At 29.8% G+C, this 24,813-nt stretch carries 25 protein-coding genes; 2 read left to right on the top strand and 23 right to left on the bottom strand.

Annotated features, from left to right (window positions below; translation table 11 throughout):
• Positions 1-40 precede the first annotated feature (40 nt).
• Genes topA through L3B98_RS02705 form a run of 3 tightly spaced genes read right to left on the bottom strand, consistent with a single transcriptional unit; the run spans position 41 to position 4,776 of the window.
• The gene (topA, locus tag L3B98_RS02715) at positions 41-2,134 is read right to left on the bottom strand and encodes a type I DNA topoisomerase (protein WP_238915509.1); all 2,094 of its coding nucleotides are present in this window, start codon (positions 2,132-2,134) and stop codon (positions 41-43) included.
• Between the two features lie 47 nt (positions 2,135-2,181).
• Positions 2,182-3,237, bottom strand: a complete 1,056-nt coding sequence (gene dprA / locus L3B98_RS02710; protein WP_169330717.1) for a DNA-processing protein DprA — start codon at positions 3,235-3,237, stop codon at positions 2,182-2,184.
• An 18-nt stretch (positions 3,238-3,255) separates the two neighbouring features.
• Positions 3,256-4,776 (bottom strand): YifB family Mg chelatase-like AAA ATPase, encoded by a 1,521-nt coding sequence (locus L3B98_RS02705; protein ID WP_238915508.1) that lies wholly within the window; start codon positions 4,774-4,776, stop codon positions 3,256-3,258.
• 157 nt (positions 4,777-4,933) lie between these two features.
• On the opposite strand from L3B98_RS02705, the gene L3B98_RS02700 reads away from it, so the two are divergent.
• The gene (locus tag L3B98_RS02700; RefSeq protein WP_015391416.1) at positions 4,934-5,302 is read left to right on the top strand and encodes a YraN family protein; all 369 of its coding nucleotides are present in this window, start codon (positions 4,934-4,936) and stop codon (positions 5,300-5,302) included.
• A gap of 112 nt (positions 5,303-5,414) precedes the next feature.
• On the opposite strand, the gene L3B98_RS02695 is transcribed toward L3B98_RS02700, so the two are convergent.
• The 20 genes from L3B98_RS02695 to pta form a co-directional block, all read right to left on the bottom strand.
• Positions 5,415-6,227 (bottom strand): ribonuclease HII, encoded by an 813-nt coding sequence (locus L3B98_RS02695; protein WP_238915507.1) that lies wholly within the window; start codon positions 6,225-6,227, stop codon positions 5,415-5,417.
• Positions 6,214-7,080 (bottom strand): ribosome biogenesis GTPase YlqF, encoded by an 867-nt coding sequence (ylqF, locus tag L3B98_RS02690; RefSeq protein WP_238915506.1) that lies wholly within the window; start codon positions 7,078-7,080, stop codon positions 6,214-6,216. Before ylqF ends, L3B98_RS02695 begins: the two co-directional genes overlap by 14 nt.
• Before the next feature lie 204 nt (positions 7,081-7,284).
• The gene (gene rplS, locus L3B98_RS02685; protein WP_015391413.1) at positions 7,285-7,635 is read right to left on the bottom strand and encodes a 50S ribosomal protein L19; all 351 of its coding nucleotides are present in this window, start codon (positions 7,633-7,635) and stop codon (positions 7,285-7,287) included.
• A 116-nt stretch (positions 7,636-7,751) separates the two neighbouring features.
• A complete protein-coding gene (gene trmD / locus L3B98_RS02680; RefSeq protein ID WP_238915505.1) occupies positions 7,752-8,465 on the bottom strand; it encodes a tRNA (guanosine(37)-N1)-methyltransferase TrmD in 714 nt (237 codons plus the stop codon).
• Positions 8,455-8,952 (bottom strand): ribosome maturation factor RimM, encoded by a 498-nt coding sequence (gene rimM, locus L3B98_RS02675; protein WP_015391411.1) that lies wholly within the window; start codon positions 8,950-8,952, stop codon positions 8,455-8,457. Before rimM ends, trmD begins: the two co-directional genes overlap by 11 nt.
• 154 nt (positions 8,953-9,106) lie before the next feature.
• Positions 9,107-9,334, bottom strand: a complete 228-nt coding sequence (locus tag L3B98_RS02670; protein WP_015391410.1) for a KH domain-containing protein — start codon at positions 9,332-9,334, stop codon at positions 9,107-9,109.
• A 48-nt stretch (positions 9,335-9,382) separates the two neighbouring features.
• Positions 9,383-9,628: a 30S ribosomal protein S16 gene (gene rpsP, locus L3B98_RS02665; RefSeq protein WP_015391409.1), complete on the bottom strand. Its 246-nt coding sequence runs from the start codon at positions 9,626-9,628 to the stop codon at positions 9,383-9,385.
• Positions 9,629-9,675: 47 nt separating this feature from the next.
• On the bottom strand, positions 9,676-11,028 hold the full coding sequence (ffh, locus tag L3B98_RS02660) for a signal recognition particle protein (RefSeq protein WP_238915504.1): 1,353 nt from the start codon (positions 11,026-11,028) through the stop codon (positions 9,676-9,678).
• Positions 11,029-11,041: 13 nt separating this feature from the next.
• Positions 11,042-11,371 carry a putative DNA-binding protein gene (locus L3B98_RS02655; protein WP_015391407.1) on the bottom strand — a complete coding sequence of 110 codons (330 nt, stop codon included), beginning with the start codon at positions 11,369-11,371 and terminating at the stop codon, positions 11,042-11,044.
• 325 nt (positions 11,372-11,696) lie between these two features.
• On the bottom strand, positions 11,697-12,605 hold the full coding sequence (gene ftsY / locus L3B98_RS02650; RefSeq protein ID WP_015391406.1) for a signal recognition particle-docking protein FtsY: 909 nt from the start codon (positions 12,603-12,605) through the stop codon (positions 11,697-11,699).
• A gap of 12 nt (positions 12,606-12,617) precedes the next feature.
• Positions 12,618-16,181, bottom strand: coding sequence for a chromosome segregation protein SMC (gene smc, locus L3B98_RS02645; RefSeq protein ID WP_238915503.1), 3,564 nt, complete (start codon positions 16,179-16,181; stop codon positions 12,618-12,620).
• 11 nt (positions 16,182-16,192) lie between these two features.
• On the bottom strand, positions 16,193-16,291 hold the full coding sequence (locus L3B98_RS02640; RefSeq protein WP_015391404.1) for a hypothetical protein: 99 nt from the start codon (positions 16,289-16,291) through the stop codon (positions 16,193-16,195).
• A 228-nt stretch (positions 16,292-16,519) separates the two neighbouring features.
• Complete coding sequence (locus L3B98_RS02635) at positions 16,520-17,548, bottom strand: radical SAM protein (protein ID WP_238915502.1); 1,029 nt, start codon at positions 17,546-17,548, stop codon at positions 16,520-16,522.
• Positions 17,541-18,239: a ribonuclease III gene (gene rnc / locus L3B98_RS02630; protein ID WP_015391402.1), complete on the bottom strand. Its 699-nt coding sequence runs from the start codon at positions 18,237-18,239 to the stop codon at positions 17,541-17,543. Before rnc ends, L3B98_RS02635 begins: the two co-directional genes overlap by 8 nt.
• Positions 18,240-18,358: 119 nt before the next feature.
• Positions 18,359-18,589 (bottom strand): acyl carrier protein, encoded by a 231-nt coding sequence (gene acpP, locus L3B98_RS02625; RefSeq protein WP_009169140.1) that lies wholly within the window; start codon positions 18,587-18,589, stop codon positions 18,359-18,361.
• Positions 18,590-18,668: 79 nt separating this feature from the next.
• Positions 18,669-19,670: a phosphate acyltransferase PlsX gene (plsX, locus tag L3B98_RS02620; RefSeq protein WP_238915501.1), complete on the bottom strand. Its 1,002-nt coding sequence runs from the start codon at positions 19,668-19,670 to the stop codon at positions 18,669-18,671.
• Between the two features lie 95 nt (positions 19,671-19,765).
• The gene (rpmF, locus tag L3B98_RS02615) at positions 19,766-19,948 is read right to left on the bottom strand and encodes a 50S ribosomal protein L32 (RefSeq protein ID WP_015391400.1); all 183 of its coding nucleotides are present in this window, start codon (positions 19,946-19,948) and stop codon (positions 19,766-19,768) included.
• Positions 19,949-19,951: 3 nt separating this feature from the next.
• A complete protein-coding gene (locus L3B98_RS02610; protein ID WP_077361131.1) occupies positions 19,952-20,458 on the bottom strand; it encodes a DUF177 domain-containing protein in 507 nt (168 codons plus the stop codon).
• A gap of 240 nt (positions 20,459-20,698) precedes the next feature.
• A complete protein-coding gene (locus L3B98_RS02605) occupies positions 20,699-21,898 on the bottom strand; it encodes an acetate kinase (RefSeq protein WP_015391398.1) in 1,200 nt (399 codons plus the stop codon).
• A gap of 65 nt (positions 21,899-21,963) precedes the next feature.
• Positions 21,964-22,965: a phosphate acetyltransferase gene (gene pta / locus L3B98_RS02600; protein ID WP_015391397.1), complete on the bottom strand. Its 1,002-nt coding sequence runs from the start codon at positions 22,963-22,965 to the stop codon at positions 21,964-21,966.
• 625 nt (positions 22,966-23,590) lie between these two features.
• Here pta and L3B98_RS02595 point away from each other — a divergent pair.
• Positions 23,591-24,793 carry a nucleotidyltransferase gene (locus tag L3B98_RS02595; RefSeq protein WP_015391396.1) on the top strand — a complete coding sequence of 401 codons (1,203 nt, stop codon included), beginning with the start codon at positions 23,591-23,593 and terminating at the stop codon, positions 24,791-24,793.
• Positions 24,794-24,813: the final 20 nt, after the last annotated feature.

The raw sequence follows: 24,813 nt of genomic DNA, 5'->3' as shown, positions 1-24,813 counted from the left end.
AAAAAGCATCACTTCATTTATTAAATATACTTATAATTGTTTAATTTTGTTCTTGATTTTCATCCTTCAATTTTTCTGTATAATCACACTCAGTATTTGAACATTGTACAAATTTCCCCTTTGTTTTCGAATACTTCAATACCATATAAGAATTACATTTAGGACATTTTTCTTTAACTGGTTCATACCAACTTACAAATTTACATTCTGGATATCCAACACATCCAAAAAATTTCTTTCCCTTTTTACTTTTCTTAGCTACAATTGCTTTACCGCACTCAGGACAAGGAACATCTAGTTCTTCAACTATAGGTTTAGCATTTTTACACTCTGGATACCCTGGACATGCTAAAAATTCACCAAATCTTCCTCTTTTAATAACCATCATTCGCCCACATTTTTCACATTTTACATCACTTACTTTATCTTCAATAACCACTTTTGATATTTCTTTCTCAGCTTTTTCTATGGCAACTTTTAATGGTCCAAAAAACTCTTCCACTATTTTAGTCCAATTTTCATTTCCTTCTTCGACATCATCAAGTTTTTTCTCCATATCTGCTGTAAAATCAATATCTACTATTTGCTTAAAATATTCACTTACTATGTTATTTACTATTCCCCCAAGTTCTGTAGGCACTAAGTTTTTCTTTTCACGAATAACATAATTTCTTCCAAGCAAAGTCGAAATTGTTGGTACATAGGTACTTGGTCTACCTATCTCTTTTTCCTCTAATAATTTTACAAATGAAGCTTCTGTATATCTTGGTGCTGGTTGAGTAAAATGCTGAGTTCCTTCAAGTGAATCTACTTTAAGTTTTTCATTTTCCTCTAATTCCGGTAACATTACTGAATTTTCATCATCTTCATTAGAGTATTCATATATCTTCATAAAACCATCAAATGAAATTATCGATCCAGATGCTTTAAACTTATAATCACCATTTAATATATCTATAGAATTTGTATTTAACTCACATGAAGCCATTTGACTTGCTACAAATCTATTCCATATTAATGAATATAATTTATATTGCTCTGCTGTTAAGTTTTCTTTTGCAACTTCAGGCGTAATTTCCACATATGTAGGCCTTATTGCTTCATGGGCATCTTGGATATTCTTTTTACCTTTGTATATTCTAGGAGAATTTGGTAAATATTCTTTTCCATAAGTACTTCCTATATACTCTTTTGCTCTTTCTTGTGCTTCTTCAGAAATTCTTACCGAATCTGTCCTCATATATGTTATTAAACCAACAGTTCCATATCCCTTTACTTCAACTCCTTCATAAAGTCCCTGAGCTATAGACATAGTCCTTTTGGTCATAAAATTTAATTTTCTGTTTGCATCTTGTTGAAGTGTACTTGTTGTAAAAGGTGGAAGTGGATTTCTACTTTTCTTACCTTTTTTTATTGATTGAACAATAAAATCTCCGGTTTTTAATTCTTTTAGAATATCATTTGCTATATCTTCTTTTTCTATCTCAATCTTTTTTCCTTTATATGTTGAAAGTCTCACCGGAAATTTCTTTTTTTCTTTTTTAAGTGTGCAATCTATTGACCAATATTCTTTAGGAATAAAATCATTAATTTCTTTTTCCCTATCACATATTAATTTCAATGCAGCTGATTGTACTCTTCCTGCGCTAAGTCCCCACTTAACATTTTTCCATAAAATCGGACTTATTTCATACCCCACAAGTCTATCTAATACTCTTCTTGCTTGCTGTGCATCAACTAAATCCAAATCTATCTTTCTAGCTTCTTTAATAGATGCTTTTACAGCTGATTTAGTAACCTCATTAAATACAATTCTACAAGTATCATCGTCAGAAATTTTTAAAATATTAGCTAGATGCCAAGAAATAGCTTCCCCTTCTCTATCAGGGTCGGTAGCAAGATAAACTTTATCTGCTTTCTTTGCAGCTTTTCTTAATTTATCAATTAATTCGCCCTTTCCTCTAATAGTTATATACTTAGGGGTATAGTTATTTTCTATATCAACTCCTAAAGTACTTTTAGGTAAATCTCTAACATGTCCCATAGATGCTTCTACTGTATAATTTTTTCCTAAATATTTTCCTATTGTTTTAGCTTTTGCTGGCGATTCAACAATTACAAGTTTTTGACCCATAGTATAACTTCATAAAAAATTATGAAGCCTTCACCCCCTACACATTTTTAAATTGTTTTCACATAATAATTCCCCGGTAGGCAAATAATTTCACTTTTTATTTGCATCTCAAATAGTAGTGCATATAAAGCTCCTCTATCAACAGACGTATTTTTAAAAATATCATCTATGTGAATTGGTGAATCAGTAATTAAATCTAATATTTCACTTTTTTCTGGTGTAAAATTCATAGGTCCAATATCGATATGTTCCAAGCTTAATAAGCTTTTTAGATCTTCTTTATCAGTACATATACTAGCACCATCTCTAATTAACTTATTTGATCCACTTGAACCAGCATATAATATAGAACCAGGCACAACAGCAACAGTTTTTTGTTGTTGAAGCGTAAGCCTTGCTGTTATTAACGATCCACTTTTTTCTGATGCTTCAGTTACTACTACTCCGCTACTAAGTCCACTAATTATTCTATTTCTCTTAGGGAAATTCTCCCTGAGTGGTCTAGTTCCAGGTAAAAATTCTGAAATCACTACACCTTTTTCAGCTATTTTTGAAAATAGCACTTTATTTTCCGTTGGATATGCTATATCTATGCCACAACCTAGGACACATATGTTATATCCATCATTTTCTAAAGCAGTTTTATGTGCAATTGAATCTACTCCTCTTGCACCTCCGCTTATAAGCGTAATATTATTAGTAATAAGCTCCTTTGTCAAGAGTTTTGTTACAGCAATTCCATAACTTGAGCATTTTCTCGCTCCCACAACTCCTATGGATTTGTTATTAATTACATCTATATTTCCTTTATAAAACAGGAAAAATGGAGCACTTAGAATCCCGCTCAATTTCTCTGTATACAAGGGATTTGCATATGTAATATAGTTTATTTTTTCTCTAGCTATTACTTCCTTTAATTTCAATACTGCATAATTCAAATCTTCTTTTTGAAAATTTTTTAATTTTTTTCTTACAACCTCATTTTCTTTTAGAATATTCTCAAAATTATTATATACATTTTCTGCAGTTTTATATTTTTTTATTAATTTTATTTTTTGATAATTTGATATTTCAATAAGTATCAACCATAAATCATAATCCATCATTTTTTCCCTTCTATATTATATAATTTCTCCATTAATATTTTTCCTATAGCTAAATGCTTCTAAAATATGCCCCTCTAAAATATCTTTTTTATTATCAATATCTGCTATCGTCCTTGATAATTTAATAACTTTACCAAACCCTCTTAAAGACACATTTGATGTATTATAATATTGTTTTAAAATATCAGTACATCTTTGATCAACTCTACAGATTTCAAATATATCCTTTCCTCTTAAATCAGAATTATATCTATACCCTGTATTCTTAAACCTTTCCTTTTGAGTTTCTCTTGCCCTAAAAACATTTTCCCTCATTACTTCTGAATTATACGAATCTTTATTATTTTCAATTTCCTCATAATTTAACCTAGGCACATAATTCAAAATATCAATTCTATCTAAAAGAGCACTAGAAATTTTTTTATTATATTTATTTATTCTTGTATTAAAATAGTATTTATTATCTGTAAAATCTTTATCCTCATTATTTTCAATAGGATTAAATGCTCCAACTAACATAAAATCTGCTGGCATCTGATAGCTTCCGCTAATTCGATTTATATTTACATTTTTCTCTTCAAGAGGTTCTCTTAACGTTTCTAAAACTTCTTTTTTAAATTCTAAAATCTCATCTAAAAACAACACGCCATTATGCGCAAGAGTTATTTCTCCTGGTTTTATTTCTTTGCCACCGCCAATCAATGCTTGCTTTGTTATTGTATGATGCGGGGACCTAAACGGTCTGTTAATGTGCGAAATTTTATTAATAAGTCCACACGCACTATAAATTTTAGCAGTCTCTATTAACTCATCTTGAGATAATGACGGTAATATTGAAATTAATGCCTTTACAAGCATTGTTTTACCACATCCAGGTTCACCATATAAAATAATATTATGCTTTCCAGCTGCAGCAATTTCTAAAGCTCTTTTAGCTGAATACTGCCCTATTACATCTCCATAATCCAATGCTTCATAATTGTTCTCTTCTTGTAAACAATTCTCTTCTTCATATGGAAGTATATCTTCATATGTAATATAAGAAATAACTTCCTTTAAATTCTTTAAAGGATAGTATTCCACACCTTTAAAGTAATAACTTTCTTTTAAATTTTCATAAGGAAAAACAAACTTATTTATTTTTTCCTTTGCTCCTTCTATTATTATTGGTATGGTTCCTTTTATACCCTTAAGTTCACCAAATAGTGATAACTCACCAAACACCATACAATTTTCGATGTTTTTCTTACAAATTTGTCCAGACTCCATTAATATTCCAATAGCGATAGGTAAATCCAGAAGAGACCCTATCTTTCTCACATCTGCCGGAGCCAAATTTATTGTAATTCTTCCTAAAGGAAACTCAAATCCACAATTTATAATTGCTGACCTAACTCTTTCTTTCGCTTCCTTTACTGATGCATCTGGAAGTCCGACTATATTAAACATTGGTAACCCCTTTGTTATATCTACTTCCACTTTTATTAAGAAACCTTCTAAACCATTGTGCGTTGCACTAATTATTTTCACTGCCATATATATCACCCTCTAATGATTATAGACACACATTCTAAAAATAATTCTATAAACAAAAATTTGTTTAGATAATTTTTTATTGTTAATAATCTTAAGGTAGGCATATACAACAATTATTTTAATATAATAAGAATTTATTTTAAATTGGAGTGATTTATTGAAAAGATCAAATAAAGATATCGGGAGCTATTGTGAAGAATTAGCCACTCAATACCTTAAGAATAAAAATTATAATATATTAGACAGAAATTTTAGAAATCATTTAGGAGAAATAGATATAATATGTATAAAAAATAATTTATTAATAATTCTTGAAGTCAAAGGTAGATATAATTACAGTTTTGGATTACCAAAAGAATCAGTTAATTATACAAAACAAATGTCCATAATAAACATTACTAAATCATATATTAATTATAAAAAACTATTTAATATTAATATAAGATTTGATATTATTGAAGTTTATTTAAATTCATATAATACATTATTTAAAATAAATCATATAACTGATGCATTCAGATTATAATTCTAATTTCTTTTCTATTCCAAACTAGTTTATAATTCTTCCTATTTAAATTCATTGCAATTAGGCGTACATCTCTTCTAATAGATATACGCCTAGCTATATATTATTTATTTTATAACAACTTAGTTAAAAAACTATTTCTGTGTATCTCACATTTTCCATAAGCCTTTAATGCTTCAATATGATTTGGTGTTCCATATCCAACATTCTTCTCAAAATCATAATATGGATACTTTTCAGCATACTTCTTCATAAGATTATCTCTATATACCTTAGCTACAATTGATGCCGCTGCAATACTTGCACTTTTTGTATCACCTTTTATTACTGATTTATTTTCTATTTGAATATTTTTCACTAAATATCCATCAGATAATACCAAATCAGGCTTCACATTTAAAGAATTACAACTATCTAAGAATACTTTGTTATTTGAAAAAGCTATTCCTTTTTCATCAATTTCCTCATTAGAAGAAACTGCAATACTATAACTCACAGCTTTTTCTTTTATAATTTCTGAAAGTTCCTCTCGTTTAGATTCTTTTACTTTTTTAGAATCATTTAAATATAAAATCAAGTCCTCATCTAGAACATTCAAATCCAATATAACACTACATGCAACAATTGGTCCTGCTAGAGGGCCTCTTCCAACCTCATCTACGCCTGCAACATATTTATAATTTCCAAAAGCTTTATCAAATTCATACATTTTTTTAACTCTATTAATTTCAGTTAAATAGGAATCTAATTCTTTTTCAATCCTAGTTTTTATCGATAATACATTCTTTCTTTTTTCATTTTCAAAACATTTTATTACTTCTGACAGCTTCCCATTTCTATAATAGTCGATTACTGAAATCTGACTTATTTCAGCTTTTATTTCAGAAAATGATAATGCTGCTATCCCTTCATTAATTATCCTCATTTTCTTCTTCTCCTGGACGCTCTAATGAAATTTTTCCCATTTTACCAGCCCTAAATTCATCAAGTAAAATAACCGCTAATCTATTATAATCAATTTGTCCACCTGAAATTAAAGTACCTCTTTTTTTACCAATAGCATCCAAAGTATCTAACGGGTTTTCAAAAACCTCCGTCAATTTATATCTTTCCTTTAATTTAGCTTCATAGCTTTCCTGTAATCTATCAACAAGCTTCAAGGCTAATTCTTCAATATCCATTATTTCATCTTTTATAGCCCCTGTAAAAGCTAAATCCAATGCTGTTTCATCATCTTCGAATTTTGGCCATAGTACTCCTGGTGTATCTAAAAGTTCAATTCCAGCTCCAGTTTTTATCCATTGTTTGCTTTTTGTAACACCTGGTCTATCTCCAGTTTTAGCAATATTATTCCTTGCCATTTTATTTATAAATGTTGACTTTCCAACATTAGGTATACCAACTACCATAACTCTCATCATTATGTTAACCATACCTTTTGCTCTTAATCTATCATGCTTTTCTTTTAAAAGATTTAACAACATAGGTTTTATATTTTTTAATCCATCGCCTTTCAAACAATTTACTTCTAAAACTCTAACAATATCATTTGTTAAATAGTCGATCCATTCCTTAGTAACATTACTATCAGTTAAATCACTTTTATTTAAAAGTATAATTCTTGGCTTTCCTTCTAATAATTTTTCAATATCAGGATTTGCTGAACTTCTTGGAATTCTGGCATCTCTTATTTCAATTACAGCATCTACCAGCTTTAAATTTTCTTTAATTTCTCTTTGAGTCTTTTTCATATGTCCCGGAAACCAATTAATTGCCATATGAACCCTCCCTTTTTTCAGTTTACAGTTTACAGCTTACAGTGCACAGTATTGGACGAAATCACTCCGTGATTTTTTTAAAGTTTTGGATTTATCCTTATGTGTACATTAACTGTATTCTTATTTTATGCTTTAACATTTAAAATTTCATATTTTGTTTTTAAATATAAATAAAAAAAGGACTGAAACAGTCCCCTTTTTATACTATCTAGTTAATAACTCTTTAACTTTAGCAGCCTTACCAACTCTATCTCTTAAGTAGTAAAGTTTAGCTCTTCTAACTTTACCTTTTCTAGCGATTTCAATTTTGTCGATGATTGGCGCATTCATTGGGAATGTTCTTTCAACTCCAGTTCCATAAGCAACTCTTCTTACAGTGAAAGTTTCTCTTAATCCACCATTTTGTTTCTTAATAACAGTACCTTCGAACATTTGAATTCTTTCTTTGTTACCTTCTTGGATTTTAACATATACCTTTACAGTATCTCCGATAGCAAAGTTAGGTAAGTCAGTTCTGATTTGTTCAGCTTCTATAGCTCTAATTATTTCGTTCATTGTGCATTCCCTCCTTAACGATAATTTGACGTTCTTAACACAGATTAATGACAGAGGAACGCCCGTACTAGCACAAATTTAATATTACCACATAATTTTTCACATTTCAACAGAAATTATCTTTTATTTTTTAACAGCTTAATATCTTCTTTAGTTAATACAACCTTTTTATATAAGTCTGGCCTTCTTTTTTTAGTTATCTCAAGAGATTTCAGCCTTCTCCATTTCCTAATGTTTTCATGATGCCCTGATAACAAAATATCTGGAACCTTATCTCCTTCAAATTCTTCTGGCCTAGTATACTGAGGATATTCTAACAATCCATTATAAAAAGATTCTTCCATAAAACTTTCTTCCTTACCTAGAACACCTGGTATTAACCTAAGAATAGAATCTATAACAGGAATTGCCGCCATTTCTCCTCCAGTCAGAACAAAATCTCCAAGAGAAATTTCCATGTCAATATACTTATAAACTCTTTCATCTATGCCTTCATAATGTCCACACAAAAATATAAGATTATCTTCTTTAGATAACTCTTTAGCAATTTCTTGATTAAATTTTTTCCCTCTAGGTCCTAGAAAAACAACTTTACCTTTATTATCTTCTTTTGCCTTCCTTATTGTATCAACTATTGGCTGGGCTGCCATTACCATTCCAGCACCACCACCATAAGGATAATCATCAACCTTTTTATGCTTATTTAAGGTATAATCTCTTATGTTTAATAGATCTATATCTATTATATTATTTTCTCTTGCTCTTCCAATAATACTATGGTCAAAAATCGAAAACATTTCTGGAAACAATGTTAATATACTAATCTTCATCTTGCCATTCACCTACTGGTTTAATAACAACCTTTTTTAAATCTATATCAACACTAAGAACTATGTCTCTAAGAACCGGTATTAAAACTTCCTTAGGTTCTTTAACCCAGTATACATCGTTATTAGGTGTACTAATTACATCAAAAATCCTGCCTATTTCTTTTTCATTAGTATCATAAACAGTACATTCCTTTAAATCCACAACATAATAAGTATCTGGTGGTAGCTCTGGTTCGTTATCTCGTGGTATTTCAATATACTTTTGTTTATAAGTTTCAGCATCATTCATAGAATCTATTCCTTCTATTTTTAAAATAACTCTATCCTTTTGGAACTTAACTCCAAGTATATTTTTTTCTACTCCATCTACTAAAACAGTTTTTAAGCGTTTGAATTTATTAACATCCTCTGTTAATGGGTATACTTTAACTTCCCCCTTAACTCCATGAGTATTTACAATCTGGCCTATTTTAAATAACTTTACCATTCTTTCACCTCTGCTTAAATTAATTATCAACACTCAAGGATCTACCTTAAAACACCCTTCTTTATTATTGACAGTTAATTTTATATCTATAAATTTAATTATAAATTATTTATCTATATTGAAAAAGAGCTAGGTTAACCCTAACTCTTAATTTTTAGATGATTTCTACTATAACTCGTTTATTCTGTTTAAGTGCTGCAGCTTTAACAACTGTTCTTATAGCTTTAGCAATTCTCCCTTGTTTACCGATAATCTTCCCCATATCTTCTGGAGCTACTTTTAATTCAAGTATTATGGATTGTTCTCCATTTACTTCATTAACAACAACTTCATTTGGGTTCTCAACAAGAGATTTAGCTATAAATTCAACTAATTCCTTCATAAACGTCCACAATTAGTATGTACTAACTGTAGAATTCACCTCCAAAAATTACTTAGTAAGACCTGCATTTGTGAAAAGTCTTTTAACTACTTCCGTTGGTTGAGCTCCATTAGATAACCATTCATTAGCTTTTTCTTCGTTGATTTTAACTTCAACTGGTTCAGTTAATGGATTGTAGTATCCAATTTCATCGATGAATTTACCATCTCTTGGTGCTCTTGAATCAGCAACGATTATTCTATAGAAAGGAGCTTTCTTAGCACCCATTCTTCTTAATCTAATTTTTACTGCCATTTTTATTTCACCTCCTTTAAAGGGTAATTATATTATATATTTCAACTCTAAAAAGGTAATTTACCAAATAATCCACCTTTTTTAGCCTGCTTTTGAAATGACTTCATCTGTTTCATGTTCTTCTTCATCATTTCATAGCCTTTCATGAGTTTATTAACTTCTTGCACACTTGCACCTGATCCCTTAGCAATCCTGCCTTTTCTTGAAGCTGATTTCAATATAAGACTAGGATTTCTTCTCTCTTTAGCTGTCATAGATTGAATAATCGCCTTAGTTCTATCTAGCGCCTCTGTACTCTTATCAAAGTCAACTCCTTGAAGTTCTTTAGAATTTAGTCCAGGCATCATTTCTAATATTTTATTTAAAGGTCCAAGCTTTTTCATTTGCTCCATTGCCATTAGATAATCTTCAAAGTTAAATTCTTGATTTAACATTCTCTTACCTAAATCTGCAGCTTCCTTTTCATCAATAGCCTCTTGAGCCTTTTCAATGAGTGATAATACATCTCCCATTCCTAAGATTCTTGATGCCATTCTATCAGGATGGAACACCTCAAAATCATTCATTTTTTCGCCTACACCAGCATACTTAATTGGCTTATCAATTATGCTTTTAATTGAAAGTGCAGCTCCACCTCTAGTATCACCATCTAACTTCGTTAAAATAACTCCAGTTAAATCCAAATCATTATTAAAGTTTTCTGCTACATTAACAGCATCTTGTCCTGTCATAGCATCTACTACCAATAATATTTCTGATGGCTTTACATCTTCTTTTATATTTTTTAATTCCTGCATTAATTCTTCATCAATATGAAGTCTACCTGCAGTATCAATAATAACAACATTATTACCATTTTCTTTCGCATGAGCAATTCCGTTTTTCGCAATTTCTACTGGATTAACCTTATCCCCCATTGAAAATACAGGAATCTCAATTTGCTTTCCTACTACCTCTAATTGTTTTATAGCAGCTGGTCTGTATATATCACATGCAACCAATAATGGTTTTTTATTATCTTTTCTAAGATTTAATGCAAGCTTACCACACATAGTAGTTTTACCTGCTCCTTGTAAACCAACTAACATTATCACAGTAAGACCTGAACTACTGTAGTTAAGTTTACTTTCACTTCCACCCATAAGATTAGTAAGTTCTTCATTAACTATTTTTATTACATGTTGTCCTGGTGTTAAACTTGCAAGAACTTCATCTCCAACACACTTAGAACTAACAGATGAAATAAATTGCTTTACAACTTTATAGTTAACGTCTGCTTCTAACAAGGCAAGCTTTACTTCTCTCATGGCTTCTTTAATATCTTTTTCAGTTAACTTTCCTTTTCCTTTTAATTTTCTGAAAGTTTCCTGTAACTTTTCACCTAATCCTTCGAAAGCCATGTTTACATCCTCCTTATAAATTTTCTAGTTTTTCTTTATATTTTATAATATCCTTATCATCTATGGAATATTTATTTTTTAAATCCTCTAAAAAATTTATAATCTCTTTTTCTTTGTTTATACTCTTTTCAAGTAAGTGAAGCTTACTTTCATAGGATAGAAGCTGTTTATAACATCTTTTAATTAAATCGTGAATAGCTTGGCGACTTGTCTTGTTAAGTTCAGCTATTTCAGCCAGAGATAAATCATCATCATAATACCACTGCATAATTTCATTTTGCTTTTCTGTTAATAATGAACTATACAAATCCATAAGCAATGAAATTTCAACTCTATCTTCCATTTCTAATCACCTTACCCACAAAAGAGATTTTAACAGGATTTTTTATAAGTGTCAAGTACTTTTACTTAACACTTATAAAATTATTTTTTTCAATTATCAATTATCGATTTTCAATGTTCAATTCGCGCTATTTTTTCAGCCTTGTGTTTTACCAATGCTAACTTATCAGTTAATAACTAAAACTCCAAGAATAAAATTCATGTAATCAACTACACAGTTTCACAATATAAAATTCGAAGAACGAAATATCAAATCCAACCTCAAAACTCGCAAAAATTCCGTCTGGAATTTCCCCATCCAACTGTAAATTGTAAACTGTGCACTGCTAAATTAAAGCTTCTGCAAAAGCTTCTGCATCGAATTTTTGAAGATCATCAATACCTTCACCAACACCTATATATCTAACTGGAATATTTAAACTTTGTTTTATTGAAAGAACTACTCCTCCTTTGGCAGTACCATCTAACTTAGTTAATATTATTCCGTCAATAGGACAAGCTTCCATAAATTGTTTTGCTTGAATCACAGCATTTTGTCCTGTTGTTGCATCCAAAACAAGTAAAGTCTCCTTCTCAAAACCTTCTAACTCTCTATCTATAATTCTATTTATCTTTTCAAGTTCATTCATTAAATTCTTTTTATTATGAAGTCTCCCTGCTGTATCACATATTAACAAATCAACATTTCTAGCCTTAGATGCTTCTATAGCATCAAATACTACTGCTGCAGGATCTGAACCTTCTTGGTGTTTAACTATATCAACCTCAGCCCTATTGCTCCAAACTTCTAATTGGTCTATTGCTGCTGCTCTAAACGTATCTGCTGCTGCTAATAATACTTTTTTACCTTCTGCTTTATTTTTAGCTGCAAGCTTTCCTATAGAAGTTGTTTTTCCAACTCCATTAACACCAATTACAAGCATCACTTTTTTCCCTTGTTCATTATCTTCATAATTTCCTTCAAGGAGCATTTCCCTAATTACTTCTTTTAGGGCTGGTTTAACTTCTTGAGGATCATTAATCTTTTCCTTACGTATTTTATTTCTTAATCTCTCTATTATGTCTATTGTAGTATCCATACCAACATCAGATGTGATTAAAATTTCTTCTAATTCCTCATATAAATCTTCATCTATTGTTATCGCTAATTTTAAGGCCTCATTAATTTTATCTGTTAATCCATCTCTAGTTTTAGTTAGCCCATCTTTTAATTTATTAAATAAATTTCCAAACAAATTCATTTCCTCCTAATTATAATTTTCAGTCAAGTCTACAGATACAACTTTTGAAACACCTTTTTCTTCCATAGTTACACCGTATATTATATCGCTGACTTCCATTGTACCTTTTCTGTGTGTAATAATTATAAATTGAGTATTTGTAGAGAACATCTTTAAGAATTCCGCATATCTATCTACATTAGCATCATCTAAAGCAGCTTCAATTTCATCCAATATACAGAAAGGTGTTGGTTTCATTTTTAATATTGCAAAGAGTAATGCTATAGCTGATAAAACCTTCTCTCCACCTGACATTAGATTAATATTCTGAAGTTTTTTACCTGGTGGCTCTACATTTATGTCAATATTAGCTGTTAGCTCATCGCCTTCCCCTAAAATAAGTTCTGCACTTCCACCCTTAAATAAGTCCTTAAATGTTTCATTAAAGTTATAATTAAGAATTTTAAAATTCTCTTTAAATAAAATTTTCATTTCATTTGTCATTTCTTGAATAACTTCATTTAATTCTTTTTTAGCCTTTTCTAAATCTTCTGCTTGAGCAGACATAAATTCATATTTTTCCTTTATCTCCTCATACTCTTCTATAGCAGCTAAATTTACAATTCCTAGTCTTGTTATTTTTCCTTTTGTAGTAGTAATCTCTTGCTTTAAGTTTTCCTCATCTTCTACTGCTTCACATATATCCATTGCTTCTGCATAAGTCAATTCCAATTCTTCGTTTAATTTATTATAAGCATTATCTTTATCTGCTTCCTTTTTAGCCTTAATTACTTCTCTTTTATTAACCTCTATTTCTTTTACTCTTACTTCATCTAAAAGATTACTAATAAAATTATCTTTTTCCTTAAATTCTTGTTTTAGCTTTTCTTTTATTATTTCTTCATCTTTAAATTTTAATTCTAGTCCATTAATTTTATTAACATTTTCTTCTATTTCTTTATTTTTAACTTTAATGTCTGAATTTAAACTTTCAATACTATTTTTATTTTCACTATTTTCTTTATTTAAAATTCCATTCTTAGAAATAAAATCATTTATTTCTTTTTCTATTCTTAAAAATTCATTCTTTCTATTTTCAATAGCCTCATCTAAAGTAGCTTTAGCAATCTTCATTTCTGTTAATTTAGTATCATTATCATTTACTTCTTGAGCTTTAACTTTCATTAATTGCTCTAATTCAATCCCTTTGCTTTTATTAACGGTATTTTCACTTTCAAGAGATTCAATTTCAGCTTCTTTAAGTTTGACTTTTTCTAAAATACTTTCTTTTTCATTTACTATTCGCTTAATTTCTTCTTTTGTTATTTCTAAGTTTCTTCTCAAAGCATCAGTATCATTTTGTAAAGATTTAATTTCACTTTCCTTTTTAGTTAATTCTATACTTTTTTCATGAGCCTCATCTCTTTGATTTAATATGCCTTCATCTAAATTCTTAATTTCTTCTTTTAACTCTTGCACGAACTTTATTAATCCACTATAGTGTTCTTTCTTTTTATCTATTTCTTTTGTCAGTTCTTCAATTTCTCTTTTTCTTCCTAGGACATTAGAATTTTTTCCTTTTATGCTACCACCCGTTAAAGCTCCACCTGGATTTACTATTTCTCCATCTAAGGTCACAATTCTATAATTATATCTTCCTATTCGCGCAATATTTAAGGCACAGTCCATATTACTACAAATTATAGTTCTTCCAAGTACATAATCCATAATATTACTATACTCTTTATCATATGATATTATGTCACTTGCTATTCCAATATAACCAGCAGCTCCAATAATACTTTTATCTAATTCAAGTTTTTTACCTCTTATTATGTTTAATGGTAAAAATGTTGCTCTACCTAAATTATTCTTTTTCAAATATCCTATAAGAATTTTAGCTATTTCTTCATTTTTGGTTATTACATTGGAAATTGCTGCACCTAATGCTATTTCAATAGCTATTTCATATTTTTTATCTACCGAGAAAATTTCTCCTAGAACTTTCGTATCACTAGCTGAAGCAATTCTGTCCCTATGGATTGACTCCATCAAAGATTTTACAGATCTATTGTAACCTTCATAATGCTTCTCTAAATTTTCAAGCATTCCTCTATTTGCATCAAGCTTTGTTAAACTTCCATTTACTTCTCTAAGTTCATTTTCTTTTTTTGTTAAATTAGCAGATAATATTCCTATTTTTTTCTTATCCTCTGCAACTTTTAAGTTTAATAGTTTTATTTTATCTTTTCTATTTTCAATATCATCACTTAAATCTTTATAAGTTGCTAGATTAATTACTATGTTACTCTCTAACGATGAAATAGATGAATTTAAAGTGTCTCTCTTTTCCTCTCTAAGCGAAATATCCTTATTCAATATGGTGATTTCATTTTTTATATCAGAATTACTTCTTAAAAGTTCGAATTCTCCCTCTTTTAAAACTTTCAATTCCTCTTCAATAACTTTAAGTTCTTTCGAACTTTTAATATTATCTTCTTCTAATTTTACAATAGCCTCATTCTTACCTTTTTGTTCTTCTAACCTTTTATCTAATTCATTCTCTAGTAGTATTTTATTTTCTTTTAATTGCTCTATCTTAACTGTAATATCAGTTAATTCATAATTATTTCTGTTAATGCGCTCTTCAAAGCCCTTAATTCTTTCACGGTAAAGCTCAATACTTTTTTCATCTTCACTTACTATTTCTTTTAGATTGTAATATTGTTCTTTATCTTCTAAGTTCTTTCTATCTAATTCCTCTATTTTAAACTCTAACTCTTTGAGCTTAACCTTATCGTCTGCTAATTCTTTTTGCTTATCTTCAATCTCTTTTACTTTAAGATTTAATTCGTCATTGTAATTTTTTAATTCCGCTTCCATCTTATCTATATTATGAACTATAAGAGAAACTTCCTTTTTCTTTAAATCTTTAGATAATTCATTAAACTCTAATGCCTTTTCTCTTTCAATTCTTAATGGTTCTATTCTTTCTCCATAGGTTGATAATATATCATTTATTCTAACTAAATTTTCATCAGTATTACTTAATTTTTTTTCTGCCTCTTCTTTTCTATTTTTGAATTTTACAATTCCAGCAGCTTCTTCTAAAAGCGCTCTTCTGTCCTCAGGCTTACCACTTAATATAGCCTCTATCTTACCTTGTCCAATTAATGAATACCCTTCTTTTCCTATTCCTGTATCCATAAAAAGATTAGTTACATCTTTAAGTCTGCATTTTGAATTATTTATCAAATATTCCGATTCACCTGATCTAAATATTCTTCTAGATACTGTAACCTCATTATATTCTGTAGCTAATTTTTCATCACTATTATCTAGAGTTAATGAAACTTGCGCTAGTCCAACAGGTTTTCTAAATTGAGTTCCTGCGAAAATTACATCTTCCATCTTCCCGCCTCTTAAGACTTTAATACTTTGTTCACCTAGTACCCATCTTACAGCATCTGAAATATTGCTTTTTCCACTTCCATTAGGTCCTACTACTGCTGTAACACCTTTTCTAAATTTTAATTCCGTTTTATCAGCAAAAGATTTAAATCCTCGTATCTCTAGAGATTTTAAAAACATATGCCCACTCCTTACCAGTAAAGTATAGTAGGTATTAATCCTATAATAAATATTATTATAACGAAAATAGCCATTCCAATTCTCATTTTTTCCCTAGTTCTTTTTCTCATATTATACACTCCTTCATTATAACTTAGTTTATAGTATAGAATAATAAATATCAACTTTAAATCAGTTATGAGTTAAGAGTTTTGAGACGAAAAGCCTAACGGCTTTCCTTTAAATTATATTTTTCAAAAATCCCTGTAGGGATTTTATCCATAACTCATAACTCATAACTCATAACTAACAAAAGCTCATAACTGTTAACTGTAAATAAAAGCGAGAGTGTCCTCTCGCTAATATATTATATCCAATTCTTTATCCTTTAAAAATAACTTTATACATCCTCTAGCAATATCATCACTCTGCTTAACCACAACTTCTTTATTATTCATTTTAAGCTTATTAAAATAGATTTTTTTATTAGCGTAAAGCTTACTTATATCTTTAGGATTAATATAAAGCGTAGCGCTTTTTTCAGCCCCCATATTTTCAAGAATCTTATCCACTATTAAATTGCCCTCAACAAGTTCTCTAAATGAAGGATGAAATGGTCCTGCTACAATATCTTTCCCCTCATTTATACTTTCTGTAGGCTGAAGACCAATTCGTATTACATTTATTTCATTTCTTCTATAAATCTCATACATAATAGTGCTTATATGCACTGCCTCTTCTAAAGAATATGGAATATACTCCTGACGATTATACATTTCCTCCATAGGTGTGTCCTTTATTACTAGAGATGGATATATTCTGCAAATATCAGGTTTCATACTAATTGATTTCTCAGCTGTCTTTATATCCTTCTCAAAAGTGTCTCCAGGTAACCCAGGCATTACTTGATGCCCTAAAACGAAGTTATATTTTTTTATCAATCTGGATGCATTCACAACATCATCAACACTATGACCTCTTCCAGCCTTTCTTAAAACTTCTTCATCCAAAGATTGAACTCCTAGTTCTATTATATCAACACCATATTCTTTCAGATAAGTTAAAATATAATCATTAATATAATCTGGTCTTGTAGACAATCTTATTTTATTAATAAGATTCTTATCCTTAAATTCTTTCGCTACTGTTAAAAGCTCTTTTTGTTTTTCTTCTTTTACGCCTGTAAATGTGCCTCCAAAAAACGAAACCTCAATAATTGCATTTTTATTTTGTATTGTATCTAAGTAATCATTTATTGTATTTATTACTATTTTTGCTGTAACCTCTTCGTCAACCCCTGTTATTCTATCCTGATTACAAAATACACAATTATGAGGACATCCTTCATGTGGTACAAATATAGGTATTATATAATAACTTTTACTCATGTATACCTTCCAACATATCTAAAGCTTGTTTAGCCGCATTTTGTTCAGATTCCTTTTTGCTATAACCAGAACCTTCACCCATGAGTTTATCATCAATTTTTACGTTAGTATAAAACTTTCTTCTATGAGGTGGTCCTTCATACTTTACTAGTTCATAATGAATTGCTACCTCTCCATCCTTTTGAAGAAGTTCTTGAAGTTTTGTTTTAAAATCTAAAACTATTTTGTTATTTATAGCCTTATTTATCACTTCTTCAAAGTGAAGTAAAATAAAATCCCTCACAAAGCCAATTCCTTTATCTAAATACACTGCAGCAATTACAGCTTCAACTGCATCTGCCTGTATGGATATTCTTTCTCTTCCTCCTGTGAGTTCTTCACCTTTACTCATCCTAATATAATTCCCAAGATTTATTTTTTTTGCTATTTCATAAAGAGAGTTCTCACAAACTATTAAACTTCTTATTTTTGTTAGCTCACCTTCACTCTTATGCTTGTAATTATTGAAAAGATGTTCTGTAATACATAACTGTAAAACTGAATCTCCTAAGAATTCAAGTCTTTCATTATACTCAGCATCTTTAAATTGATTTGCAAAAGAGCTATGTGTAAGCGCCGTTTTTAGTAAAGTTGGATTATTAAAATAAACCCCTAAGTTTTCTTCTATTTCTCTAAGTGTATATCTATTCATGTATTCCACTCCTTGAAGTTTATTCTTCAACTTGCTAAATAATAATTTTCCACAATAACAAATTCAAGAATAAACTAGTTTATTAAGAAAATATAAAATCCCGCAAATGCGGGATTATCTTATTCTTCGTGATGAGCTTTTACGTAATTTACAACATCTCCAACTGTTTTAAAGTTTTCAACGTCTTCATCTGGTATTTCCATGTCTAGTTCATCTTCTAGAGCCATTATAAGCTCAACTATATCTAATGAGTCCGCATTTAAATCTTCTATAAATGATGCTTCCATAACAACGCTTTCTACATCGATACTTAACTTATCAGCAATAATTGCTTGGATTTTTTCAAACATTCATTTCACCTCCCAAGTTCTACATTTAGATAATAGTATATATTGTTTAAATCGTCAATATAAGTTTCAATATATTTTATTAATTTTCACTACAAAATTCATTTTTCATGTCTTCTAATACTCTTTTTTCATAAAATATCTTGGTTTGTCTAATAGCATTTTTAAAGGCTTTTCCGTCAGAACTACCATGAGCTTTTATGCAAATTCCATTAACGCCCAAAAATGGTGCCCCTCCATATTCCTTATAATCAAATTTTTTTAGACAATTCTTTAATACAGGTTTTAATAACAATATCCCTAATTTGGACGTAATTGATGATTTAAGTACTTCATCTTTTATTATTCCTAAAATACTTGACGCTGACCCTTCATACATTTTTAAAGCTGTATTTCCGACAAATCCATCGCAAACCAAAACATTAGTATTACCTCCTGGTATTTCTCTAGGTTCAACATTCCCTTTAAAGTTAATATTTTTTTCTTCTTTCAGCAATTTAAAAGCTGCTTTAGTAAGTTCATTTCCTTTTTCTTCTTCTTCACCAATATTAATAAGTCCAACACTAGGATTTTTAACGTCAAAAACCTTTTCATAATATATTTTGCCCATTTTTGCAAACTGCACTAAAAATTGTGGTTTACAGTCAACATTAGCACCAACATCCACTATCATAAAGCTTCCATGTCTGCCTGGCATAATAGGTGCAAGCGCAGGTCTTTCTACGCCTTTAATTCTACCAATAGTCAAAGTACAACCAGCTAGAAAAGCACCTGTGCTTCCTCCTGAAATTATAGCATCACAAACACCATCTTTCACTAATTCTAATGCTTTAACAATACTAGAATCCTTCTTTTTTCGCAATGCCATAACAGGATGTTCATTAGGCGAAATTACTTCTTTTGCATCTATTACATTAATTTTTTCTTTTGAATAAGTATACTTTTCTAACTCTGCGTTTATCAATTCTTCTGGGCCAGTAATATATAATTCGATATTGTCATATTCTTTTAGTGCATCTATTGCGCCTTGTACTACAGCTACTGGCGCATTATCTCCACCCATTCCATCAATAGCTATCTTCATAGCAATATCTCCTTTCCCCTTGCCTAAAGCCAATCATTATACTTATATACTTAATTATTCTATATATAACAAAAGAAAGTCATAAAGACTTTCTCTTATTTTTCAGAAGCTACAACTTCCTTACCTTTGTAATAACCACAATTTTTACATACTCTATGAGCAAGTTTCATTTCGTGGCATTGTGGACATTCAACTATGCCAGGTAAACTAGCTTTAAAAGTTTGAGATCTTCTTGATCTAACTTTTGATTTCCCTGATTTTCTTGCTGGACAACCCATACATTACACCTCCTTATTATCAAACAAACCTCTCAAGGCTTCAAAGCGTATATCTACGTCTTCCTTTTGACACGAACATGAATCATGATTTAAATTGCATCCACATTCTTGACAAAGCCCTTCGCAGTCATTCTTGCAAACTCTTTTAATAGGTAATGTTGAAATTATACTAGTTTCAACAATTTCTGTGATGTCTAAAACATCATCCATTACAACAATAGCTTCGTCATCTTCACTGTTCCTATTTGTTGTAAACCTTTCTTCTATATCAATATCTATTGGATAGATAAAGGTATCTAAGCATCTTGAACATACCATTTCCAGCTTAGCTTTAATCTTAGCATTTACTAAAAGTATATCCTTATCTGCTGAAATTGTTCCAACAACTTCACAAGAGCCTATAGGTTTAATTTCATCTCCTTCGAAGTTAATTGTAGGTATCTCAAATTCATAATCAATTTTCTTGCTTCTATCTTTACCAGAAACAATGTCTGAAATTTGTACTTTCATAAAATCACAGGGTAACTATTTATATAATATACTTATTTGTAAATTATATACTACTTTCCCCTTTTCACTCCTTAGCACATAAATTTATAAAACAAACACAACTTATTATATAAATTGAGTGCCAAAAAGTCAAGGTATTTATGATAATTGATTAAGAATAAATAATAAATAATGAATAATCAAGATCGAACTCACATAGTAATTTCTCCCTTAATTATTCATTATTATTTATATATCTAATTAAACTAATGCTAAAGTTTCCTTAGCAATCATTAATTCTTCGTTAGTAGGTATTACAACTACTTTTACTTTTGAAGTTTCTTTAGAAATTTCCATACCATCGCCAATATTATGACTTTCGTTCTTTTCTAAATCTACTTCTATTCCTAAAAATTCCATATTAGTTAATGCTCTTGATCTAATTTCCGGAGCATGTTCACCAATTCCAGCAGTAAACACAATTGCATCTACTCCGCCCATTACTGCAGCATAAGCACCAATTTGTTTCTTGACTTGATATCCAAATATATCCATAGCAAGTAATGCTCTAGGATCATTATCATTTTCTACAGCACTTCTAATATCTCTAAAGTCTGTTCCTATTCCTGATATTCCTAAAACTCCTGATTTTTTATTTAATATATCATTTACTTCATCTATAGAATATCCTTTTTCTTTTACTAAATAAGTAACTATAGCTGGATCGATGCTTCCAGATCTAGATCCCATTATAATTCCATCTAAAGGAGTGAATCCCATTGTAGTATCTACAGATTTTCCACCTTCAACAGCTGTAACACTTACTCCATTACCTATATGACAAGTAACAATTTTTAGATCTTTTATATCCTTATTCATCCATTTTGCCATTTCTCCAGCTACATACATATGAGATGTTCCATGGAAACCATATCTTCTAATATGATCTTCTTCATATAACTCATATGGTAATGGATACATAAATGCTTTTTCAGGCATAGTTTGATGGAACGCTGTATCAAATACTGCTACCATTGGAGTTTTTGGCATAAGAGCCTTACATGCATTAATTCCAATTATATTTGGTGGATTATGAAGCGGTGCTAGTTTTGTAAATTCATCAAGATTCTTAATTACAGTTTCATCAATTAAAACTGAAGTAGCATATTTTTCACCACCATGAACTACTCTATGTCCAACAGCAGCTATTTCATCCATAGATTTTATTACGCCATGCTTTTCGTCAACTAGACATTTTAAAACAAGTTCAATTGCATCTTGATGGTCTTTAAGTGGTGTTTCAACAACATATTTGTCTTTATCTTCAACCTTTTGAGTTAGTATTGAACCGTTAATTCCTATTCTTTCAACAAGTCCTTGTGCCAATGCTTCTTCATTGCTCATATCTATAAGTTGATATTTTAATGAAGAACTACCACAATTTATAACTAATACTTTCATATTTTTTCTCCTTTATCCTTAAATATACTTTCCTAGTTACCCTTAAAATGAACTTATCCTTAATACTATTTATTGTTTTGCGCTTGTACAGCAGTTAATGCAACAACATTTACGATATCATCTGAACTACATCCTCTTGATAAATCATTTATTGGTTTATCAAAGCCTTGACAAATAGGCCCAATAGCTTCTGCATTTGCAAATCTTTGGACTAATTTATAACCTATGTTTCCAGCTTGTAAATCTGGGAATACTAAAACATTAGCTTTTCCTGCTACTTTACTATTTGGTGCCTTTTGATCAGCTACTTTTTTAACAATTGCTGCATCTAATTGAAGTTCACCATCAATATCTAAATCTGGTCTCATTTCTTTTGCTTTTTGTGTTGCATTTCTAACTTTATCAACCAATTCATTATCTGCACTTCCCATTGTGGAGAATGACAGCATTGCTACTTTAGGATCCATGTTACATAATCTCTTTGCTGTTTCAGCCGTTGCAATAGCAATAGCGGCTAATTGGTCTTCATTTGGATTTGGGTTAACTGCACAGTCAGAGAATATAAGAGTTCCTTGTTCTCCATAAGTAGATCCTGGCACTTGCATTATAAAGAAACTTGAAACTACAGATACACCTGGTGCTGTCTTTATTATTTGTAATCCTGGTCTTAATAAATCTCCAGTTGTATGAACTGCTCCAGATACCATTCCATCTGCATCATCTAGTTTAACCATCATTGTAGCGAAATATAGAGGATCTCTTACAATTTTATCAGCCTTTTCCATAGTTACACCTTTACTTTTTCTTAATTCATAAAAGGCTGTAATATACTTGTTTAAGTTTTCCGATTTCTCTGGATCTATAATTTCAATTCCAGATAAGTCTACATCCAATTCCTTTGCTTTAGCTTCTATTTCGTCTTTCCCACCAATTAAAATTGGATATGCTAGTCCTAATTCTTGTATTTTTCCTGCAGCCTCAATATTTCTTTCTTCATTTCCCTCCGGAAGAACGATTCTTCTTTTATCAGATTGAGCTGCTGCCCATATTTTTTTCATAAGGTCCATGTGTCTTTGTCTCCTCTCTATATCTATCCTATCTCTAATATTAATATACTCCTTTATTAACGGTGTTTTCAACAAAAAATCTCTATAAAATAAAAATCTTTAGATTAGCAATAATCTAAATTATCAGACAATAATAATATAAAATACTGATATAGTAAAAGTATATTTTTTAACAATTAAAATTAATTTTTAATTTTTTTTGCTGTCAATTATCAAAACTTATTTTCAGTTTTAAATTAAACAATATATATATATAAATCCTGCTATTTTTAGAATAATTTCATGCTACTTTCTATTTTTTTATTACTGAAAATAGCCTCTAAAACTGAAAACACCAGCAAATTGCATTAATTTTTAGCAAATAAGATATCTTTTATATACTCTATTGAACTTTTTCTTTTTTTACACTTTTCTGATTATTTTAAAAACTCTTTGTAAATCTTGAAAAATCAAAAAAGTATATTTTTTAACAATGACTTTTTATATTATTTTAGTCTCTTAATAGGAAAATATATTATACTTTACCCATAAATAATTATTTACATGCTGCTTTATGAATATGCTATAATTACCATATTGTTAAACTGAAGCCTCCATACAATAATTATGTTTAAATAAAAAGGAGATGATTATAATTATCACAGGAATAATCGCTGAATATAACCCCTTTCATAAAGGGCATGAGTATCATCTTACTAAAGCAAAGCAGGAAACTAATTCAGATGGTATAGTTTGCGTAATGAGCGGTAATTTTATGCAAAGAGGAATCCCAAGCATTGTTGATAAATGGAAGAGAGCTGAAATGGCAGTTAGAAACGGTGTTGATTTAGTTTTAGAGTTACCCTTAGTTTATTCAATATCCTCTGCAGAACACTTTGCCTTTGGAAGTGTATCTCTTCTTAATTCTTTAGGAATTGTGGATTATTTATATTTCGGAAGTGAGGAAGGGAGTATAAATAAATTACAAACTGTTGCAAAAACTTTAGTCACAGAACCACAAGAATATAGAAATCTGTTAAAAAACAACTTACATTTAGGATTGCCTTTTCACATAAGCAGAGCAAATGCACTATCGGATTATTTAGCTTCTGATGATATTTTAAATGTATTATCAAATTCAAATAATATATTAGGAATTGAATATTTAAAAGCCTTAATAACCCTAAACAGCACTATTACTCCAATGACACTAAAAAGAGAAGGTGCATCCTATAATGATACCTCTTTAAATCATTCTTTTGTTTCAGCTACCTCCATAAGAAATCATCTTAAGTCAAATTCATTACATGAACTTGCTTCATTAATACCTAAAGCTAGCCATGATTTTTTAAGTGATTTATCCCATTCAGATTATCGTTTTGTTTTTGAAGAAGATATGTTTAAATTTATAAAATATAAATTACTTACAAATGACAAATGCCTAATGAATTTACCTGATATTTCTGAAGGCTTGGATAATAAAATATTTAAAGAAATAATAAATTCAAACTCTTTAGATGAATTTATTCTAAAAATCAAAAGCAAAAGATACACTTATACCAGAATTAATCGAATACTAACTCAATGCTTCTTAAATCTCGAGAATTTTAATCTATTTGCTTTATCGAAAATGCCAGTACCATATGCCAGAGTTCTTGCTTTTAATACTATAGGACAAAATATGCTAAAAAGAATAAAAGGATGTACAGATATTATCACTAAGGTTCCTAAAAACAATTTATGCGACCATCTAAAAATTGATATCTTAGGAACAAAAGCATATTCTATTCTACAACCTAAGGTAAATCCTATGGATGACTATTTAAAAAGCCCTATCATATTCAAGTAATATTTTACATAACCACAAGA

It is taken from the genome of Clostridium sp. YIM B02555, from assembly GCF_022320955.1.
Lineage (GTDB): Bacteria > Bacillota > Clostridia > Clostridiales > Clostridiaceae > Clostridium > Clostridium saccharoperbutylacetonicum.
This window is presented reverse-complemented; position numbering and strand designations above follow the sequence as displayed.

What these genes read in the sequence shown, in the direction of transcription:
- smc (WP_238915503.1), bottom strand. Translation starts at nt 16,181, where the DNA reads ATGTTTTTAAAATCTCTAGAGATACGAGGATTTAAATCTTTTGCTGAT.
- L3B98_RS02605 (WP_015391398.1), bottom strand. Translation starts at nt 21,898, where the DNA reads ATGAAAGTATTAGTTATAAATTGTGGTAGTTCTTCATTAAAATATCAA.
- plsX (WP_238915501.1), bottom strand. Translation starts at nt 19,670, where the DNA reads ATGAAGATAGCTATTGATGGAATGGGTGGAGATAATGCGCCAGTAGCT.
- rimM (WP_015391411.1), bottom strand. Translation starts at nt 8,952, where the DNA reads ATGGTAAAGTTATTTAAAATAGGCCAGATTGTAAATACTCATGGAGTT.
- L3B98_RS02640 (WP_015391404.1), bottom strand. Translation starts at nt 16,291, where the DNA reads ATGAGAAAAAGAACTAGGGAAAAAATGAGAATTGGAATGGCTATTTTC.
- acpP (WP_009169140.1), bottom strand. Translation starts at nt 18,589, where the DNA reads ATGTTTGAAAAAATCCAAGCAATTATTGCTGATAAGTTAAGTATCGAT.
- rpsP (WP_015391409.1), bottom strand. Translation starts at nt 9,628, where the DNA reads ATGGCAGTAAAAATTAGATTAAGAAGAATGGGTGCTAAGAAAGCTCCT.
- L3B98_RS02635 (WP_238915502.1), bottom strand. Translation starts at nt 17,548, where the DNA reads ATGAGTAAAAGTTATTATATAATACCTATATTTGTACCACATGAAGGA.
- rnc (WP_015391402.1), bottom strand. Translation starts at nt 18,239, where the DNA reads ATGAATAGATATACACTTAGAGAAATAGAAGAAAACTTAGGGGTTTAT.
- L3B98_RS02670 (WP_015391410.1), bottom strand. Translation starts at nt 9,334, where the DNA reads ATGAAGGAATTAGTTGAATTTATAGCTAAATCTCTTGTTGAGAACCCA.
- ylqF (WP_238915506.1), bottom strand. Translation starts at nt 7,080, where the DNA reads ATGGCAATTAATTGGTTTCCGGGACATATGAAAAAGACTCAAAGAGAA.
- topA (WP_238915509.1), bottom strand. Translation starts at nt 2,134, where the DNA reads ATGGGTCAAAAACTTGTAATTGTTGAATCGCCAGCAAAAGCTAAAACA.
- rpmF (WP_015391400.1), bottom strand. Translation starts at nt 19,948, where the DNA reads ATGGGTTGTCCAGCAAGAAAATCAGGGAAATCAAAAGTTAGATCAAGA.
- ffh (WP_238915504.1), bottom strand. Translation starts at nt 11,028, where the DNA reads ATGGCTTTCGAAGGATTAGGTGAAAAGTTACAGGAAACTTTCAGAAAA.
- trmD (WP_238915505.1), bottom strand. Translation starts at nt 8,465, where the DNA reads ATGAAGATTAGTATATTAACATTGTTTCCAGAAATGTTTTCGATTTTT.
- pta (WP_015391397.1), bottom strand. Translation starts at nt 22,965, where the DNA reads ATGGACCTTATGAAAAAAATATGGGCAGCAGCTCAATCTGATAAAAGA.
- L3B98_RS02695 (WP_238915507.1), bottom strand. Translation starts at nt 6,227, where the DNA reads ATGAGGATAATTAATGAAGGGATAGCAGCATTATCATTTTCTGAAATA.
- L3B98_RS02595 (WP_015391396.1), top strand. Translation starts at nt 23,591, where the DNA reads ATGATTATAATTATCACAGGAATAATCGCTGAATATAACCCCTTTCAT.
- L3B98_RS02610 (WP_077361131.1), bottom strand. Translation starts at nt 20,458, where the DNA reads ATGAAAGTACAAATTTCAGACATTGTTTCTGGTAAAGATAGAAGCAAG.
- L3B98_RS02655 (WP_015391407.1), bottom strand. Translation starts at nt 11,371, where the DNA reads ATGGAAGATAGAGTTGAAATTTCATTGCTTATGGATTTGTATAGTTCA.
- dprA (WP_169330717.1), bottom strand. Translation starts at nt 3,237, where the DNA reads ATGGATTATGATTTATGGTTGATACTTATTGAAATATCAAATTATCAA.
- L3B98_RS02705 (WP_238915508.1), bottom strand. Translation starts at nt 4,776, where the DNA reads ATGGCAGTGAAAATAATTAGTGCAACGCACAATGGTTTAGAAGGTTTC.
- rplS (WP_015391413.1), bottom strand. Translation starts at nt 7,635, where the DNA reads ATGAACGAAATAATTAGAGCTATAGAAGCTGAACAAATCAGAACTGAC.